Raw genomic sequence first — 17,359 nt, 5'->3', positions numbered from 1 at the left:
ATCGCTGTCGGGTCGGCAGTATAAAAATATCCGACGGCGCGACGGCGACGCGACCGCCCCCAGCAGCCACGCGCCCACCCGCCGTCCGCGAAGGTTTATATACTAACCTGCGGGGAGCGCCGCCCGTGATCGTCAGAAAACACCCAGACGCGCGCTGTCCACACTGCGGATCGCCGCTCTACTACGGGCTGAAATCTGAGCCGACGGGCTGGACAGCCCGATACGACTGCACCGCCGCAGAGGGCTGTGGGCGGGAGTTCACCGTTGGCCGGATCGATCGGGCGTCCGTCGAAAGCGAGGACGGCGCCTACGAGCGAGCGCGACAGTTCGGTGATGAAATATACAAACGGTAGTGGAGCGTGGCGTCAGCTACTGAAGTCGTTACACACCGGGATCCCCAGCGTGTTGTAGTCGCTCATCGCCGCCAGTTCGTCGGGCACGCCGTGGATGTCGACCTTCTTTTCGACCAGCGTCGTCGGATCGAGCTTCCCGGAGTCGATCATATCCAGCATCTCGCTGTACCGCGAGGGCTGGAGGCCGAGCGACCCCTTAAATTCGATCTCCTTGGCGACGAACTCGTCGGTCGGCAGCGACACCATCCCCTCCTCCTCGGCGGTGGTCAGGCCGATCTGGACGTGTGTACCGCCCTTTTTGAGGCTGTTGACGGCGTTCCGGCACGTCGTTGCGATCCCGAGCGCGTCGGCGGAGACGTCCGCGCCGCCGTTCGTGATATCGTGTACCTCGGCGGCGGCGTCGTCGACCTCCGTCGCGTTGACCGTAGCGACGGCGCCGAGTTCCTCGGCCTTTTCGAGTTTATCGTCCATCAGGTCGACCCCGATGACGTTCGCTCCGAGCGCGTCGGCGATGTGGATCGCGGACAGTCCGATGCCGCCACAGCCGTGGATGACGACGTCGTCGCCGGCGCTGACGGGCGCACGGTGGGCCATCGCGTGGAACGAGGTCATGAACCGACAACCACAGCCGGCGGCGGCTTCGGCGTCGATACTGTCGGGTAGCGGGACCGCGTTGATGTCGGCGTTCGGAATGTGGACCTCCTCGGCGAACGCGCCCGGGGCCTCGTTCATGAATCCGAGGCCGACGTGGTTCTCACAGATGTTCTCGCGGCCGTTCCGGCACATATCGCAGGTGCCACAGGCGAAATTGAACGGGATCGCGACCTCTTGGCCCTCCTCGACGGTTTCGACGTCCTCGCCGACGGAAACGATGCGACCCGTCGGCTCGTGGCCGAGAACGTGCGGCGGGTCGGGCCGATAGCCGAACCAGTCCCAATCGCCCTGCCAGCAGTGCCAGTCGGATCGGCACACGCCACATCCGACGACCTCGGCGACGGCCCCGCCGGGCTCCGGCTCGGGACGCTCGACGTCTTGTACCTCCAGCGGTTCTTGGAACTCCTCTAGCAGTACTGCTTGCATCACGGTAGCATTTGTCTCACTGTTCTGTATTAAAATCTGTGCAGGATGCGGGGTCGTACACAACGAGGCCATTTTATTAATATCTAATATATTTGAATCTTTTATTATGAAATCGGGACGTTCGACCCGTTCACCGTAATCCATCTACGTATTCGGTCTACGGTAGAATAACGACTGCATTCACCCGATCCGGGAGCCCCCGACGACGTGGGTCTACGTTACGGGACGTCGACGGGTCGCATAAAATCTACTTGTCCTAAAACAACCACAATTGTTTTGTCGGTCGGTACGGTTGTACCCCCATGGCACGCACAGCGCTTCCACACGACGCCAAGGCCGGGCCGACGAAGCCGGAGGTCCGCTCGGTCACGCTCGGAAAACTCGGGCTGGCTGGATCCGATCACTTCGTGGAGGTCGGCTCCTGTACCGGCGCGGTAACGATCGAGGCCGCCCGCCTCGCCGGTCGCGTGACGGCGATCGAGCGCAAGCCGGAACGGCTCGAGGCGACCCGAAAAAACCTCGCTGCCAACGGGATCGAGGGCGTCGAACTGATCGAGGGCGAGGCCCCGGAGGCGCTGCCCGACGACGCCGACGCCCTCTTTCTCGGTGGGTCGCGCAACTACGCCGACGTGCTCGATCACGCCGCCGAGACCGGCGTCGACCGCGTGGTCATGAATGTCTCCCGGCTCGAGGTCGCAGGCGACGCCGTCCGGGCGTTCCGCGAGCGGGACCTCTTCGGTGAGGTCATCCAGATGCAGGTGTCGACGGGCTACGAACTCGCCGGCGCGACGAGCTTCGATGCCGACAACCCGGTCTACGTCATCTCGGGGGGCACAGCATGACGCCGGCTCCGACGGGGGCCCGGGCATGACGCTGTACGGCGTCGGGCTCGGTCCCGGGGACGCGGGGCTGATCACGATCAAGGGCCGCGAGACGCTCGAATCTGCCGACGTCGTCTACACGCCGGGACGGCTCTCCCGGAGCGTCGCCACCGAGTACGTCGACGACGAACAGTTGGGCGATCTCGACTTCCCGATGACGAGAGACGAGGACGAACTCCGGGACGCCTGGAAGGCCGCCGCCGCCGAGATCGCCCCGACCGCCGCCGACGGAACGGCGGCGTTCGTCACGCTCGGCGACCCAAACGTCTACTCGACGTTCGGGCACTTGCGCCGCACCCTCGATCGGTTCCACCCCGCTGTCGACGTCGAGGTGGTCCCCGGCGTCTCGACGGTGACGGCCTTCGCGACCGCTTTCGACGTCGAGATCACCGCGGGCTCGGAGCTCGTTCTCCGGGAGGCCGCCCGCGGGGCCGCCCCCGTCGGCCCCGATCGGCTCGTCCTGTTCAAGGTGACCGACGTCCCGACGACCCACGAGAAGCTGCGGGAGGCGGGCTACGACGTGACCTACGGTCGCCGACTGTTCATGAACGGCCACGAGACGATCGTCACCGACGATCCTTCGCGGCTCGAGGAGCGCGACTACTACACCGTGGCCTACGCCGAGAAGCCCGGTGTCGGCGAGGCACCCGCGACGGCCGCCTTCGGCGCCGAAACGGAGGCCGACGATGACTGACGACGCCGATCCCCAGGCGGCGATCGACGCCCAGCGCGAGAAACACGCCCACGAGCGCGACGAGCGCGTCTACGAGCACACCGCGGGCGACGACCGCGAGGGGATCCCCTTCGTCGGCGCGGGGCCGGGGCACCCCCGCCTGTTGACCGTCGCCGGAAAGGAACTCCTCGAGGACGCCGACCTCGTCGTCCACGCCGGGTCACTCGTCAACAGCGAGCTGCTCGAGGCGTACTGCGACCACGCCGAGTTGGTCAACAGCGTCGGCAAGGATCTCGAGGAGCTGGTCCCGCTGATGCGTGACGCCTACGGGGACGGTCGGACGGTCGTCAGGCTCCACAGCGGCGACCCGGCGATCTACGGGGCCGCCCTCGAACAGATGGACGCCTTAGAACACGAGGGCGTGCCGACCTACCTCGTTCCCGGCGTCACCTCGGCCTTTGCGGCGAGCGCGACGCTGCGGACCCAGCTCACGCTCAACGAGACGGCCAACCACGTCGCGTTCACGCGACCGCAGGGCAAGACCCTCGACGCCGAGGACGACCACATCGCCGAGTTCGTCGGGATGGGCGACGTGACGACCTGTATCTACCTCGGCACCCACGCGGTCGCCGACACGATGGACCGACTCGTCGAGTCGGGGGTCGCCCCCGACACGCCCGTTTCGGTCGTCTATCACGCCTCCTGGCCCGACGAGGACATCATCGAGGGGACGGTCGGCGACATCGGCGAAAAGATCGACGATGCGGGCTATCGCGCCTCCGCGATGGTGTTGATCGGCGACGCCGCGGCGGGGGCGGGCTACGAGCGGTCCTACCTGTACGGCGGGTGGGCGAATCAAGGCGACAACGACACCGAAACCGAAAGTCCCTCGGACGACGATTGACATGAGCACGGACACGAACGCGGACGACGGAAGCACCGACGACGGAAGCGACGACTCGGGCGGGCACTGCTCGACGCCGGACTCCGACGGCGAGGTCGCCGAGGAGATCGCGATAATCAGCTTCGAGCGCAAACTGCCCGTCGCCGAAGAAATAAAGGACGAACTGGCCGACGACTACGAATCGATCGAGATTCTCGAGTACCACGGCGACGTCTTCGCCGAGCACTGGGGGGAGTACGACTGCTTCGTCGGCCTGATGGCCTCGGGGATCGCGATGCGCAAGACCGCCGGCCTGCTCGACGACAAGTGGGACGACCCCGCCGTCGTCGTGATCGACGAGGCGTTGACGTGGGCGATCCCGCTGACGGGCGGCCACCACGGCGCCAACCAGGTCGCATACGACCTCTCGCAACTCGGCGCCGTCCCGGCGATGACCACCGCCAGCGAGGCGGCGGGCAAACAGGGCATCGAGTCGAAGGCGAAGGCGCTTGACGCCCACGTGGTCAACGGCGACTCGACGGTGGCGACGAACCTCGCCGTCCTGAACGACGACCTCGAGGTGGTCGAACGGCTCGACGGTCCCCGGGCCGTGTTGGTCGGCGACGACGTAACGGTCATGAAGCGAAACGACGAGGGAGTCGTCCTCGGTACCGGCACCGTCAGCGGCGTCGAAAAGGAGCAGGTCCTCGACGCCTGGGCGGCCGCCCTCGACGCCCTCGAGCTCGACTTTTCGGACGTGGAGTTCGTCGCCACGGCCACGAGAAAGGAGGGCGAAGAAGGGCTTTACGAAGCCGCCCAGGAGATCGGGGCCGGCGTCGTGTTGTTCGAGAAGGAAACGCTGCTCGATCACGAGGGACCGACGCCCTCCCGCGCGAAGGAGCTGATCGGGTGGCCGGGGATCGCCGAAGCCTCGGCGATCGCCGGCGGGCGCGAACACGAACTGCTCCGTGAGAAGGAACGCTTCGACGACGCGGTGACCGTGGCGGTGGGCGAGTAATGTCGGAAAAGAACGGCCCACCGGAGGAGTACGGCACCCTCTACGTCGTCGGGATCGGCCCCGGGCTCCCCCACGCGATGACCCAGCGCGCGACGGACGTGATCGAGTCCGCCGACTGCGTGATCGCCTCGAACCTCTATCAGGAGTTCCTCCGGGCGGACGGAACGCTCCCGGCGGCGGACGACGAAGACGCAGCCGAGGCCGAGGAGCCGGCCGCCGACGGGGGCGCGGCCGCCTCGCGCCCGGACGAGTGGACCGACGGAACCGTCCTCTCGCGCCCCGACGGCACCGAACAAGAGCTCGTCCGTTCCTCGATGGGCCAGCAAGTCGAGCTGACGCGGGAGGCCTTCGACCGCGTCCGCGCGGGCCAGGACGTCGCCCACGTCTCCGGCGGCGATCCGAACGTCTACGGCAAGAGCGACCTGGTCTTTCTGATGGCCGACGAGGAGGCGGCGACGGACGTCCCGATCGAGATCGTTCCGGGCGTGACGGCGGCGTTGGGCGGGGCGGCGAACCTCGGCGCGCCGCTGTCGAACGACTTCTGTACGATCTCGCTGTCCGACAAGTGGCGCGGCTGGGAGGAGATCGAGGAGAAGCTCCGGGCGGCGGCGATTTCGGGGTTCGTCATCGTCCTGTACAACTGCTGGCGCGACCACGAGCGCGCGATCGACGTGATCCGCGAGGAGCGATCCGACGACGTGCCGGTCGCGATCTTCAACGACGCCGGCCGCGGCGAGGCCGGCCGCAACCTCGAGGACGAGACGCACACGATCACCACGCTGGGCGAGACCGACGCACACTCCGAGAAGGTGGGCGGGATGGGGACGTCGATTCTCGTGGGCACCGCGGAGAGCCACGAGTGGGAAAACGACTACGGCGACTTCCTCGTGACGCCGCGCGGCGGCCGCGAGGTGGAGGACTTCTGACAATGAGCACAGACGACACGGCGGACACGGCCGAGGCATCGACGACGGAAACGGACGCGGACGCATCGACCACGGACGACTCAACTTCGACGTGCGGCGGCACGACGGCGGAAGCCGACGCGTCGACCGAGGCCGAGTCGGCATCGAAGTGTGGCGGCGCGACGACAGCGTCGGCCGACGCGTCGACCGAGACCGAATCGGCGTCGGCGTGCGGCGGCGCGACGACCGAAAGCGAGAGCGAGAGCAAATGCGGCGCGTCATCGTCGTCGGAGTCGTCGGGCTCCGGCTGCGGCGCGTCGACCGACGACGAAGAGGCGGTCGGCTCGACGGTCGAGGACTTCGACGCCGAGCCGGGAACGCTCGTCACCGTCGGGCTCGGCCCCGGCAAGCCGGAGGGGATGACGGCGCGGGCGAAGGCCGCCCTCGCCGACGCCGAACACATCGTCGGCTACCGGACCTACGTCGACCTCCTGCCGGACGACATCGCCGCCGAGGCCGAGGACATCTACTCGACGCCGATGTGCGGGGAGGTCTCCCGGACCGAGGAGGCGATCGACCGGACGCTCGCGGGCAACGACGTCGCGATCATCGGATCGGGCGATCCGAACGTTTACGCGCTGTCGGGGCTGGCCCTCGAGATCCTCGAGTCGAAGGGCGGCAGCGCCGAGGCGGTCGACTTCGAGGTCGTCCCCGGCGTCCCGGCCGCCCAGTCCTGCGGCGCGCGCCTCGGCGCGCCGCTCGTCAACGACACCGTCTCGGTGTCGCTGTCGGATCACCTCACCCCGATGGCGGAGATCGAATCGCGGCTCGAAGCCGTCGCCAGCGAGGGGTTTACGATCGCGATCTACAACCCCTGGAGCCGCAAGCGCCGGGAGAACTTCCAGACGTGCTGTGACATCCTGCTCGAGTACCGCGACCCGGACACCCCGGTCGGCATCGTCCACGGGGCCTCCCGGGACGACGAGGCGACGATGATCACGGACCTCGAGACGCTGCCGAAACTCGGCGAGGAGGAGATCGTCGACATGACGACGACGATCGTCGTCGGCAACGACGAGACCTACGTCTGGGAGGACCGAATGGTGACGCCGCGGGGCTACGAGACGAAATACGACTACTGAACGACGGGTGAACACACATGAGCAAATACGAGATCACGGTCGATCTGGAGCTGTGTGACGGGATCTTCGCCTGCCTCGTCCGGGACGACCGCTTCGAGGAGTCCGAAGACGGCCTCGTCACGCTCCCCGACAGCGACCGCGATGGGGACGAGTTGAGCGCCGTCTTCGAGGACGACCGGCTGGCCGACGCCGAGGACGCCGCCGCGGCGTGTCCGACGGACGCGATCACGGTTCGGGAGGTGTCCGACTCGTGAGCCACGAGGATCGACCGCAAGGAGAGCCTCGGACGGGCCGAGCGGCGAACGGGGCGAGCCACGAGGTGAGTCCCGATACCGACGCGGGGACGCCGGCCGACCTCCTCGAGTCCCACCCCGAGACCGCGTACTTTTGGGGCCGGGTCGTCGGGGACGGCGAGGCGACCGAACGCGGCGTCTCGGTCCGGGCGACCGACGAGACCGCGGCCGACCGGCTGGCCGCGATAGCGGGGTCCGACGATGTCGACCACCGCGTCGACGAGCGCGAGTACGCCCACGACACGTCGATCACCAGACGGGAGGACAGCTACACCGTCCGGCTCGAGGGACCGATCGGCGACCGGGCTGCGGCCGCGCTCGGGCTCCCGATTGGGGACGATCCGGGCGGCTACCGGCTGGACGCCCTCGCCGAGTACGACCGCCAGTTGCTTCGGGGGCTCCTCGAGGGCTGCGGTACCGTCTGCTTCAAGTCCTCGGAGGGGACAGTCGGGGTCTCGTTCGTCCACGACGACCGGGCCGCCCTCGAGTCGATCCAGGGGCTGCTCGACGCCGCCGACGTGGACGCGCCGTACGGCGAGCTCTCGGAGACCTCCTCGGGCGGGTACTGGTTCGGTCTCGACGACGCGGCCGCGCCCGCCCTCGGCGAGTGGCTCTACGCGGGAAGCGACTCGTCGGGACTGTTCGCCCCGAGTCGCCGTCGGAAGCTCCGGCGGAGCGTCGAGGAGGCGGAGTACTGATGTTGGACGCCGAAGCCGTCGTGCTGGCCGGGCACGGCTCGCGCCGGGAGCGCTCGAACGAACAGGTCCGCGAACTCGCTGTGGGACTCGAGGGCCGCCTCGGCCTCCCCACCGACGCCGGGTTCATCGAGTTGGCCGAACCCTCCATCGAGGGAGCGATCGGCGCGCTCGCCCCCTCGGCGTCGGACGTGACGGTGCTTCCGCTGTCGCTTTTCGCCGCCAGCCACGTCAAGGCCGACGTCCCGCTGGTCGTCAACGAGGCCCGAGACAACCACGACGCGACCCTGCACAACGGCCGCCACCTCGGGGTCCACCCCTCTATCGTCGAGCTGCTCGACGACCGGGCCGCGGCCGTCGAGGACGACCTCGGCGTCGACCGCGAGACAGACGACGTGTTAGTCGTCCTCTGTGCCCGCGGCTCCTCTGATCCGGACTCCAACGGCGACGTGCACAAACTCGCCCGCCTGCTGTACGAGGGCCGCGGGTTCGTCGACGTCGACGCGGCCTTCATCGGCGTGACGGAACCGCTGCTCGAGGACGCCCTCCACACCGTCTCGAAGCGCCGCCCGGACGCCGTCGTCGTCCTCCCGTACATGCTCGGCGACGGGGTCCTGACCGGCCGAATCCGCGAGCGAACCGCGGAGTTCGACGACGACTACCCCTACGCGGTCGCCGGGTGCGGGGATCCCCTCGGCACCGACGACCGTCTGCTCGACGTGCTGGCCGATCGCTTCGAGGAGGCCCGGACCGGCGACGTCTCGATGTCGTGTGACACCTGCAAATACAAAGTCGAGATGGACGGCTTCGAGGACGATACTGGCGGCGCGCGCGCCGCGTTGCGGGCGATGACCCACCGAGCCGCCCACGCCGACCGATCGGAGGTCGACGACGACCCACACGTCCACGACGCCCCCGACAAACACGTCGCGGTCTGTACGAACCGGACCTGCGCCGGACAGGGAGCGGCGACGGTGCTCGAACGCCTCCGCCAGGCAGCCAACGAGGAGGACGTCGACGCGCGGATCACCCGCTCGTCGTGTCTCGACCGCTGCGGGGAGGGCCCCAACGTCGCCGTCTACCCCGACAACGTCTGGTACGGCGGGGTCGACCCCGAGGACGCAGAGCGACTCGCGGCGTCGCTCGCGGCGGACAGCATCGTATCCGATTTGGTCGACCAGACGCTATAACCCAATACCATGACCTGCCACGAGATCGAAGCGCTCCGACTCGGATTGATGAACAGCCTCGGCGTCGCCGACGACGCCGTCGAAAAGCACGCCCGTGACGAGCTCGGTGCGGACCCCGACCCGCACATCGAGGCGCTCGCGGAAGCCGAGAGCCTCGCGGCCTGCAAACGCCACCTCGACACCGCACTCGTCGAACTCGAGGGCGAGGTCGCTTCGGCGGACGCCGACGACCCGGGGTACGACTACCTGCGGGGCCGACTCGTCGCCGTCAGGGACGCCGAGGCCGCCCTCGACCGACTCCTGACCCAGGGAGAGGGGTTCCTAGATGACCTCGGTGACATCCACCACGCCCTCCACGAGACGTTCCCGACCGATGAGTGACGCCGACGGGGAGGGCGTGTTCGCCCCCGACAGCGACACCGATTCCGGGCCCCTCGAAGCCGCGCGCCGGATCGACCTCGGCGAGGTCGACCCCTGCGGCTCCAGGCAGGCGGGGCGCCGCTCCGGGGTCGCGCTGACGGCCGAGGGCCCGGTCGTCGGGCTCGCCGACGGGTCGGTCCGGGCGTTCGACGGCCGTGGGACGGAGCGGTGGCGCGTCGACGGCGAGGGGAGCGCGATCACGCTCGTCCCCTTCGGCGACGGCGTGGTAGTCGGCGAACGTTCCGGCCGCGGTGCGATCCGGCTGCTCGCCGGTGGGAGAGAGCGGTGGCGGCACGACGCCGCCGACGCCCTCGGCGGCCCGGCGAAGGAGACGCGGTTTTTTCTGCCGATGGTCGTCGACGCGGCCGTCGCACCGGGCGGGGACGTCGCATACGTCGCCGCCAGACGCTACGAGCGCCGCGACGGCGGGCGGGCCTTCGGGAGTTCGGTGTACGCTTTCGCCCCCGACGGGACGCTTCGGTGGCGCTACGACGCCGACGCCTCGCCGATCGCGCTCGAACCGGTCGCCGACGGCGTCGCCGTCGCTTACAACCGCTGTCCCGGCGCCCACGACGCCGGTCTCGTGGTCCTCGGCTCGGACGGCGACGAACGCTGGACGTGGGACCCCGACCGGGAGGCGACCCGCCGGGTGGGCGACGTGGTCTCGGCCGGCGGCCGCCTCGTCGTCACGAGTCACGCCGACTACCGGGGGTACTGCCTCGCGGACGGCGACGTCGAGTGGCGGGTCGATCTGGGGACGCCGCAACCGGACGGCGACGAGGTGTACACCTACCCCAACCACGTCGTCGGCCACGGCGCCGGCGTCGTCTTCGTGACCGGCAACTCCTTCCCGGCGGAGGGCCGCGAGACCGACGAACGCCACCCCGACGAGCAGTCGGCGTTCGGTTACACGTCCGACGGCGACCACCGCTGGCGCGCGTCCGTCGGCGGCTTCTGTCACGAGGTGGCCGACGACGGCGGCCGCCTCCTCGCGCCGGTCGCCCAGCACTTTCGCGACCGCGACCCCTCGGTTCACGGGGTCCGGGTGTTCGACGCGGCTGAAGGCCCCCTCGAAACGGGGCGAACCGACGGCGTCTGCACGGCCGCGGCCCTCGACGGGGACCGTCTCGCCCTCGTCGAGGAACCGGTCGCGTACCACGACGACGACGGCGGGGTTCGCGGGACGTACTCGCTGTGGTATCTGTAGGCACCCCGAGACAGTTTATAAGTGCTCCGGGACGGCTTATAAACACCCCGAGACGGTCTGCGAACGCCCCGCGGCCATCTTCCCGTCGACGTACCGCCACGACCGGCCGCCCGTCCCGCATCGGTCGCCCCGTCGGTATTTAATTACCCGCCGTCACGCTATAGTAACCATCGCAAGTGATTACACATCGATCGCACTGCCATCGTGCGATCGAGTGTGCAGTGTCTTCCGATCGCTACTATAATTGTGACGCCGGCCCTACCGGCGTGTATGACCCGCATCGTCGCCGTCCGGCACGGCGAAACCGACTGGAACCGCGAGGGTCGGATGCAGGGGTGGGCCCCCGTTTCCCTGAACGGGACGGGCCGCGAACAAGCGACCGCGACCGGCCGGTGGCTCGCGGAGCGCTACGAGTTCGACCGCATACTTGCGTCCGATCTCCGCCGGACGCGGGAGACGGCGGAACTCCTCTCGGAGTCGATCGACGCCCCCCCGACCTTCGAGTCGGCCTGGCGCGAACGCAGCCTCGGCGTGTATCAGGGGCTCACCCGGGATACCGTCGAGTCGCGGTACCCGGAGTTCGGCCTCGACGAGACGGCCTACCGGGCCACCGAGGCCGTCCCGGAGGGCGGGGAGTCCCTCCGGGGCGTCCACGAGCGCGTCGTCGAGCGATTCGAGAACCTCCGCCGTGGGGACGGGACGACGCTCGTCGTCACTCACGGCGGCCCGCTGTGTATCCTCCTCGGCCACGCGAAGGGACACGACCTGACGACGGCGCTGTCCTCGCACCACCTCGAGAACTGCGCCGTCGCCGAGTTCCGGGCCAGCGGCGCCGGGACGACAGTCGTCCGCGAGAACGCCACCGCGCCCGGGCGCCAGTAGCCGGGTCGGATCGAGTCGAACCGGATCCCGCCCCGGATACTTATAAATTCCCGCCGCGCGTAGTTCCCGCATGGCGAATAACTCCCTCGGGCAGAGGCGACTCGCCGAGCAGCGCGACGATCTCCGGTTGCTCAACCAGGTGATGCGCCACGACATCAGAAACGACCTCCAGTTGATCGGGGCGTACGCCGAACTCCTCGAGGACCACGTCGACGAGGAGGGCGAGGAGTACCTCGAAATAATCAAAGAGAGCACCGAGAGCGCGACCGATCTAACCACGACCGCCCGCGATCTGGCGCGGGTGATGCTCGACGTCGACTGCGAGGTCCGGTCGGTCTCGCTCGAGGGCGTCCTCGCCCAGCAGGTCGAGGAACTCCGGTCGGGTCATCCCGGCGCGGTGGTCGCCATCGAGGGGTCGATCCCCGACGTCGAGGTGGCCGGCAACGACATGCTCGGGTCGGTCTTTCGGAACTTGCTCTCGAACGCGATCCAACACAGCGACGAGACGCCGCCGGAGGTGACCGTCTCGGCGGCCGAGCGCGACGAGACCGTCGAGGTCCGGGTCGCGGACAACGGTCCCGGAGTCCCCGACGCACAGAAGGACGAAATCTTCGGACGGGGCGAGAAGGGTCTCGAGAGCTCCGGCGCCGGGATCGGGCTGTATCTGGTCCAATCGCTCCTCGACACCTACGGCGGCGACGTCTTCGTTGATGATAACGGCCCGGAAGGGGCCGTCTTCGTTGTCGAGTTGCCGGTCGTCGGCTGAATCGAACGGAGCGTCTTATCGCTTCGGCGTCGGGTACTCCGTCTCGAATACGTCGCCAGCCCCGCCCTCTGTGCCCCGTTCGTCGCCCGTCCCGTCCGTCGTCGCCGGCGAGACGCTTCCTGTCCGGTACCCCTCCAGATCCAGCGTCACGTGCTCGAAGCCGACGTCCGTCAGGTGGTCTTGGACCGCCGCCGCGAAGTCGGGATCGAGCGCGCGTTCGAGTTCGTCGGCCCCGACCTCGATCCGCGCCAGCCCGTCGTGATCGCGGACGCGGAACTGCTCGAAGCCCCACGTCCGCAGCAGCGTCTCGGCCTTTTCGACCCGGCTCAGCCGCTCTTCGGTGACCTCAAGCCCCGTCGGGATGCGCGAGGAGAGACACGCCATCGAGGGCTTCTCGGCGACCGAGAGCCCGTACTCGCGGGCGAGTTCGCGGACCTCCGGCTTCGTGATGTCCGCCTCCAGAAGCGGCGAGTAGGCGTTCAGCTCCTCGACGGCCCGGAGACCGGGGCGGTGGCCTTCTCCCGGGTCGGAGGCGTTCGTCCCGTCGCAGACCGTCTCGATCCCGAGTCCCCGGGCGGTCTCGAACATCTTCCCGAGCCGCATCGACCGGCAGTGATAACAGCGGTCGTCGTCGTTTCGGGCGAACGCCTCGCTGTCGAGCTCCGAGAAGGAGACGATCTCGTGGCGAATTCCAATCTCCGCTGCGACCCGCTTTGCGTCCTCGAGTTCGTCTGCGGGGAGCGTCTCGCTTTTCGCGGTGCAGGCGACCGCCCGGTCGCCGAGCGCCTCGGCGGCGAGGGCGGCGACGACGGCCGAGTCGACCCCGCCGGAGAAGGCGACGAGGGCGCCGTCGAACGCTTGGAGGTCCGCGAGCGCGGCGTCGCGTTTAGCCTCTGTGTTCATACTGCCTTCTCGGGGTCAGTATAAAAAAGCCCAGCGGCGCGGGATCGCGGCGGTCGCGTTCGTCGGCCGCTCGGAGGGAAAAGTGGGGGTTTTTCCGTCCCGAAGCCGACGTAAGAGGTATGCAGGGTAACCTTCCGCCGGAGGCCCAAGAGAAGATCGAGGAGCTCCAAGACCTCCAAGAGACAGCACAGCAGGTCGCACAGCAGAAACAGCAGGCCGAAACGCAGCTTCGGGAGTCGGAGACGGCGCTGGAAACGCTCGACGGCATCGAAGGCGAGACCCAGATGTACAGCGAGGTCGGCGAGCTCCTCATCGAGACGGAGTACGACGAGGCCTACGAGAACCTCGACGAGAAGGTCGACAGCCTCGAGGTCCGCGTCGAGACGCTCGACAAACAAGAAGAGCGCGTCCGAGAGCAGTTCGAGAGCCTCCAAGACGAGCTCCAACAGATGCTGCAGGGCGGCGCGGGTGGCGGCCCGATGGGTCCCGGCGGCCCCGGTGCCGGCGGCGCGTAAGGACGTGAGCGAAACGCCACCCCCGAACGACGCGGGGCCGACCGACGAGGCGGTCGCCGAGGCCGCCTCGGATGCCGCCGAGGGACTCGTCCTCTCGCGGTACAAACAGTCCGAGGTGACCGACCTGGACGTGACCGTTCGGTTCGAGGAAGGCGTCCTCGAAGTCGACGTCTACCTCAACGCCCCCGACGACCCCGACCCCGAGGCAGTCGCGGAAGAGGCCGTCGAGGCCGCCGAAGCCGCCGTCGACGAGCTTTTCGAGGACTGAGCCGACGGCCGCCCGCCGGGGACGACGCTCCGATATCGGTATTCCTGACCCGGAACCGGTATTCCCGACCCGGAACCGGCGTCCGCCGCGTTTCACCCAATGAGCACGAACACGAGCAGGCTCACCGCCGTCGCTGCGCCGACGATGGCGGCCAACAGTACTCCGCCCATGCCGACCATCGCGTTCGCCGTCGCCGCCAGCGATTCGGTCCGGTCGTTGCCGAAGACGGTCACCTCGGCCCGTTCTGTCGCCATTCCGGCCTCGACCGGTTCGAGGTCGGCTGCCGCCGCCTCGACGAGCCGGGAGACGGCCTCCACGAGGCGGTCGTGGTCGATCGCCGCCCCGACCTGATTCGTCGCGTCGACGGTCGTGACGACGTGTGTGTCGGTCGTCATCACCTCGGCGTCGTCAGCGTCGATAGCCCCGAGAAGCCGCTCTCTGAGCCCCGGGTCCATGTTGTTGCCGTCGATCACCACGTAGGCCGTCCGGTGGCCCCGGACCTCGAAGACGGCGGCACGGAGCCCGAGTGGACCGAGCCCGTCTTCGCGGCCCCACTCGGTGTCCTCGCACGCGACACCGACCGACAGTTCGCCCCGCTTGGCCGTCCCGAGTCGCTCCGAGAGCCGCCCGGCGGCCTCGATCATGTCGAACGACCGGGCCGATCCGGGGGTGACGTGCCCGAGCGCCGCCCCGTCGAACCCGTCGTTGCAGTTGTGGGCGTCGACGAGCATCACGTCACCCCCGGCGCTCGCCTCGGCGGCGATCGACAGTCCGACAGAAAAGGCGACGTCGTCGGCCGGCTCCGGGGCGTGGGTGCCGACGAGCAGGCGGTCCTCGCCGATCGCCTGCCCGAGGAACTTCGAGTCGCCCTCCGCTTCCCGTCGGCTCGGAGTCGCCTCCCGAGCGTACTCGATCCGGTCGGCGGCGCTCGAGGTGGCCTCGAGGAGCGTGTCGACCCCGCGCTCGGAGACGAGGTTGAAGTCGTGGCCGGCAGTCGCGTGCGGCGGGAAGGCGAGACCGTCGGCCGACGCCGCGATCCGCTCGGGAAGGTTCCCGCCGCCGATCTCGCCGATCGGGCCCGGGTGAACCATCGGGAGCACGAACCGCGCCTTTTCGGTCCCGCCGAGCCGGCGGATCGAGAGCACTGTGACCGGAACGACCGCCCGCTCGCCGACCTGCTCGAAGAACGTTTCGAGTTCCCGCGAGCCCTCCGCGACGTGGCCGACGAAGCCGCGGACGAAATCGAGCACTGACACGCCGAGACTCCGTCGCCACGGGCGGTCGATGGCGAACACGAAAAACGAGACGCCGGCCGCGTAGACGGCACACAGCGCGAGCAACAGGACGTAGTCCGTGCTCCCGTCGTAGGCGGCGACAAAGCCCGTCGCGACGACGGTCTGGATGCTCGCGGGCACCGCTGCCGCCGCCGGCGATCGGCGCGAGACGGCGACGATGACGAACAGCCGGAGCGCGAAGATCGAGGCGAGCGCGACCAGCAACGCGTCGAGGACGAACGGCTGGCCGACGCCGGCGAGCGCCGCTGTCGCGGCCGCTACGAGGAGGACGGCGACGACGACCAACTCACAGATGAACGCCAAAAGCGCCGATCGGTTGTAGGTGAACTGCCCGCCGAGCAGCCGGTCGACCGGGGCAGTGAGGAACGCGGCGACCGCGGTCGGCACTCCCACGTAGAGCATCCCGAAGTAGGCGTCGTCGAGAAAGAACCCGGAGTCGAAGGCGGCGACGCCGACGATCGCGGCAACGAGCAGCGTCAAAAACAGGCTCGTCGACCAGTCGGGGGCCCGGAAGACGAACCGCGACAGCGCCGCCAACTGCCCCTGCGTTCGGGTCATCGTCGGATCGAAGGGCGCTCGGGCGGTTAATAGCCCCGGTACCCGGTGCCGGCCGGTCGAAGGCGACGGCGGCCGCTGTCGGCCGTTTCGACGCAAAAAATCGGTGTCGGTGTCGGTTGTGGGCCCGAAGCTCAGATGACGCGGTTCTGGAGGTAATCCAGGTGCTTGGCGTTGTAGACGATCTTGACCTCGTCGGCCGCCGGGCTGCCGATGCAGGTCAGTCGGACCATCTCCTCTTCGACCTCCTCGTCCGAGAGGATCTGTTGCATATCCATGTCGATCTCGCCCTCCTTGACGATAGCCGCACAGTTCGCACACGCGCCGGCACGGCACGAGAACGGCCAGTCGTAGCCCTGGGCTTCGGCCGCCTCGAGGATGTACTCGCCCTCGGCGACGTCGAGTTCACCGTAGTCCTCATCGCCGAGATCCGCGTCGGCCGCGCTCTCGAAGAGGTCCTCGTCGTCCATGCCCCAGCCGTGGTCGTCCAGTACTTCGTAGTTGAGATATTCTACGGTTGGCATCGATTAATGTATTGTAGCCCCGGTATGTTGAAGTTTGCTGTTAGTGGGTGCTCGACAGGGGGGATCGGCGGGGGATGTCCGGCCGTCGGGCACCGGTCCACCGCCGAATCGGGCTCCGGAAGGCCAACACCGCGTCGGCGTCCGACGACCCAACGGGTACGCTTTTGTCGCTTCGGGACCCCCGCACAGCCGTGTTTCCCTCATTCGAAGTCGTCCCCGCGGTCGATATGCAGGACGGACAGGTCGTCCAACTCGTCGGCGGCGAACGCGGCACCGCCAGAACGTACGGCGACCCAATCGAGGCGGCCGAACGGTGGGTCGACGCGGGCGCGCGGACGATCCACATCGTCGACCTCGACGGCGCGTTCGACGGCGAGCGCGAAAACGCCGACGCCGTCGAGTCGATCGTCGACGCGGTCGACGTCGACGTCCAACTGGGCGGCGGCATCCGGACGGCCGACGACGCGATCGGGCTGTTGGAAGCGGGCGTCGATCGGGTCATCCTGGGAACGGCGGCCGTCGAGACGCCCGAAATCGTCGGGGAGATCGACGCGTCGTTCCCCGGGAGCGTGATAGTGAGCCTCGACGCGAAGGGCGGCGAAGTCGTGGTCTCCGGGTGGACGGAGGGGACGGGTCTCGACCCCGCAGAGGCGGCCGTGCGATACGAGTCCGAGGGGGCGGGCGCGATCCTCTTTACCGACGTCGACGTCGAGGGGCAACTCGAGGGGATCCGGCGCGCCCCCGTCGAGGCGGTCGTCGATTCGGTCGACATCCCGGTCGTGGCCAGCGGTGGCGTCTCGACGCTGGAGGACGTGCGGACGCTCGAGGATATCGGCGCTTCGGCCGTCGTCGTCGGGACGGCGCTGTACGAGGGTCGATTCACCCTCGAGGCGGCGATGCGGGAGTGAGAG

21 protein-coding genes are annotated in these 17,359 nt (G+C 68.5%); 17 read left to right on the top strand and 4 right to left on the bottom strand.

Annotated features, from left to right (window positions below; all coding sequences use genetic code 11):
* The first annotated feature begins 125 nt into the window (after positions 1-125).
* Positions 126-353: a hypothetical protein gene (locus NMLP_RS13205; protein ID WP_015410629.1), complete on the top strand. Its 228-nt coding sequence runs from the start codon at positions 126-128 to the stop codon at positions 351-353.
* A 12-nt stretch (positions 354-365) separates the two neighbouring features.
* On the opposite strand, the gene NMLP_RS13200 is transcribed toward NMLP_RS13205, so the two are convergent.
* A complete protein-coding gene (locus NMLP_RS13200; RefSeq protein ID WP_015410628.1) occupies positions 366-1,433 on the bottom strand; it encodes a zinc-dependent alcohol dehydrogenase family protein in 1,068 nt (355 codons plus the stop codon).
* Between the two features lie 302 nt (positions 1,434-1,735).
* Here NMLP_RS13200 and cbiT point away from each other — a divergent pair, with 302 nt between their 5' ends.
* The 13 genes from cbiT to NMLP_RS13135 all read left to right on the top strand — a co-directional run bounded on the left by cbiT (position 1,736) and on the right by NMLP_RS13135 (position 12,388).
* Positions 1,736-2,275 (top strand): precorrin-6Y C5,15-methyltransferase (decarboxylating) subunit CbiT, encoded by a 540-nt coding sequence (gene cbiT / locus NMLP_RS13195; RefSeq protein ID WP_015410627.1) that lies wholly within the window; start codon positions 1,736-1,738, stop codon positions 2,273-2,275.
* 25 nt (positions 2,276-2,300) lie between these two features.
* Positions 2,301-3,008, top strand: coding sequence for a cobalt-factor II C(20)-methyltransferase (locus NMLP_RS13190; protein ID WP_015410626.1), 708 nt, complete (start codon positions 2,301-2,303; stop codon positions 3,006-3,008).
* Positions 3,001-3,891: a cobalt-precorrin-4/precorrin-4 C(11)-methyltransferase gene (locus NMLP_RS13185; protein WP_015410625.1), complete on the top strand. Its 891-nt coding sequence runs from the start codon at positions 3,001-3,003 to the stop codon at positions 3,889-3,891. The genes NMLP_RS13190 and NMLP_RS13185 overlap by 8 nt, the downstream gene beginning before the upstream one ends.
* Before the next feature lies 1 nt (position 3,892).
* Positions 3,893-4,888, top strand: coding sequence for a cobalt-precorrin 5A hydrolase (cbiG, locus tag NMLP_RS13180; protein ID WP_015410624.1), 996 nt, complete (start codon positions 3,893-3,895; stop codon positions 4,886-4,888).
* Entirely contained in the window at positions 4,888-5,814 is a 927-nt protein-coding gene (locus NMLP_RS13175) for a precorrin-3B C(17)-methyltransferase (RefSeq protein ID WP_015410623.1), read from the top strand. The genes cbiG and NMLP_RS13175 overlap by 1 nt, the downstream gene beginning before the upstream one ends.
* A 2-nt stretch (positions 5,815-5,816) precedes the next feature.
* Positions 5,817-6,935 carry a precorrin-3B C(17)-methyltransferase gene (cobJ, locus tag NMLP_RS13170; RefSeq protein ID WP_015410622.1) on the top strand — a complete coding sequence of 373 codons (1,119 nt, stop codon included), beginning with the start codon at positions 5,817-5,819 and terminating at the stop codon, positions 6,933-6,935.
* 17 nt (positions 6,936-6,952) lie between these two features.
* Positions 6,953-7,189: a ferredoxin gene (locus tag NMLP_RS13165; RefSeq protein WP_015410621.1), complete on the top strand. Its 237-nt coding sequence runs from the start codon at positions 6,953-6,955 to the stop codon at positions 7,187-7,189.
* A gap of 65 nt (positions 7,190-7,254) precedes the next feature.
* A complete protein-coding gene (locus tag NMLP_RS13160) occupies positions 7,255-7,926 on the top strand; it encodes a hypothetical protein (protein WP_015410620.1) in 672 nt (223 codons plus the stop codon).
* Positions 7,926-9,113 (top strand): CbiX/SirB N-terminal domain-containing protein, encoded by a 1,188-nt coding sequence (locus NMLP_RS13155; RefSeq protein ID WP_015410619.1) that lies wholly within the window; start codon positions 7,926-7,928, stop codon positions 9,111-9,113. The genes NMLP_RS13160 and NMLP_RS13155 overlap by 1 nt, the downstream gene beginning before the upstream one ends.
* A gap of 9 nt (positions 9,114-9,122) precedes the next feature.
* Positions 9,123-9,494 carry a DUF3209 family protein gene (locus tag NMLP_RS13150; RefSeq protein WP_015410618.1) on the top strand — a complete coding sequence of 124 codons (372 nt, stop codon included), beginning with the start codon at positions 9,123-9,125 and terminating at the stop codon, positions 9,492-9,494.
* Complete coding sequence (locus tag NMLP_RS13145; RefSeq protein ID WP_015410617.1) at positions 9,487-10,740, top strand: outer membrane protein assembly factor BamB family protein; 1,254 nt, start codon at positions 9,487-9,489, stop codon at positions 10,738-10,740. Before NMLP_RS13150 ends, NMLP_RS13145 begins: the two co-directional genes overlap by 8 nt.
* 270 nt (positions 10,741-11,010) lie before the next feature.
* Entirely contained in the window at positions 11,011-11,622 is a 612-nt protein-coding gene (locus tag NMLP_RS13140) for a histidine phosphatase family protein (protein ID WP_015410616.1), read from the top strand.
* A gap of 70 nt (positions 11,623-11,692) precedes the next feature.
* Positions 11,693-12,388, top strand: coding sequence for a sensor histidine kinase (locus tag NMLP_RS13135; RefSeq protein ID WP_015410615.1), 696 nt, complete (start codon positions 11,693-11,695; stop codon positions 12,386-12,388).
* A gap of 15 nt (positions 12,389-12,403) precedes the next feature.
* Here NMLP_RS13135 and larE read toward each other — a convergent pair whose 3' ends face one another.
* Positions 12,404-13,291, bottom strand: a complete 888-nt coding sequence (larE, locus tag NMLP_RS13130) for an ATP-dependent sacrificial sulfur transferase LarE (protein WP_015410614.1) — start codon at positions 13,289-13,291, stop codon at positions 12,404-12,406.
* Positions 13,292-13,410: 119 nt separating this feature from the next.
* On the opposite strand from larE, the gene NMLP_RS13125 reads away from it, so the two are divergent.
* Together NMLP_RS13125 and NMLP_RS13120 are read left to right on the top strand one after the other, a co-directional pair.
* Positions 13,411-13,806 carry a prefoldin subunit beta gene (locus tag NMLP_RS13125; protein WP_015410613.1) on the top strand — a complete coding sequence of 132 codons (396 nt, stop codon included), beginning with the start codon at positions 13,411-13,413 and terminating at the stop codon, positions 13,804-13,806.
* 4 nt (positions 13,807-13,810) lie between these two features.
* Positions 13,811-14,074 (top strand): DUF3194 domain-containing protein, encoded by a 264-nt coding sequence (locus tag NMLP_RS13120; RefSeq protein ID WP_015410612.1) that lies wholly within the window; start codon positions 13,811-13,813, stop codon positions 14,072-14,074.
* A 92-nt stretch (positions 14,075-14,166) separates the two neighbouring features.
* Here NMLP_RS13120 and NMLP_RS13115 read toward each other — a convergent pair whose 3' ends face one another.
* Positions 14,167-15,927: a DUF2070 family protein gene (locus NMLP_RS13115; RefSeq protein ID WP_015410611.1), complete on the bottom strand. Its 1,761-nt coding sequence runs from the start codon at positions 15,925-15,927 to the stop codon at positions 14,167-14,169.
* Between the two features lie 131 nt (positions 15,928-16,058).
* A complete protein-coding gene (gene fer / locus NMLP_RS13110) occupies positions 16,059-16,448 on the bottom strand; it encodes a ferredoxin Fer (protein ID WP_015410610.1) in 390 nt (129 codons plus the stop codon).
* A gap of 191 nt (positions 16,449-16,639) precedes the next feature.
* On the opposite strand from fer, the gene hisA reads away from it, so the two are divergent.
* Entirely contained in the window at positions 16,640-17,356 is a 717-nt protein-coding gene (gene hisA / locus NMLP_RS13105; RefSeq protein WP_015410609.1) for a 1-(5-phosphoribosyl)-5-[(5-phosphoribosylamino)methylideneamino]imidazole-4-carboxamide isomerase, read from the top strand.
* The last annotated feature ends 3 nt before the right edge of the window (positions 17,357-17,359 follow it).

The sequence above is a fragment of the Natronomonas moolapensis 8.8.11 genome (assembly GCF_000591055.1).
Classification (GTDB): Archaea; Halobacteriota; Halobacteria; order Halobacteriales; family Haloarculaceae; genus Natronomonas; species Natronomonas moolapensis.
The sequence above is the reverse complement of the archived record's forward strand: the minus strand, read 5'-3'. Positions and strand labels throughout refer to the sequence as shown.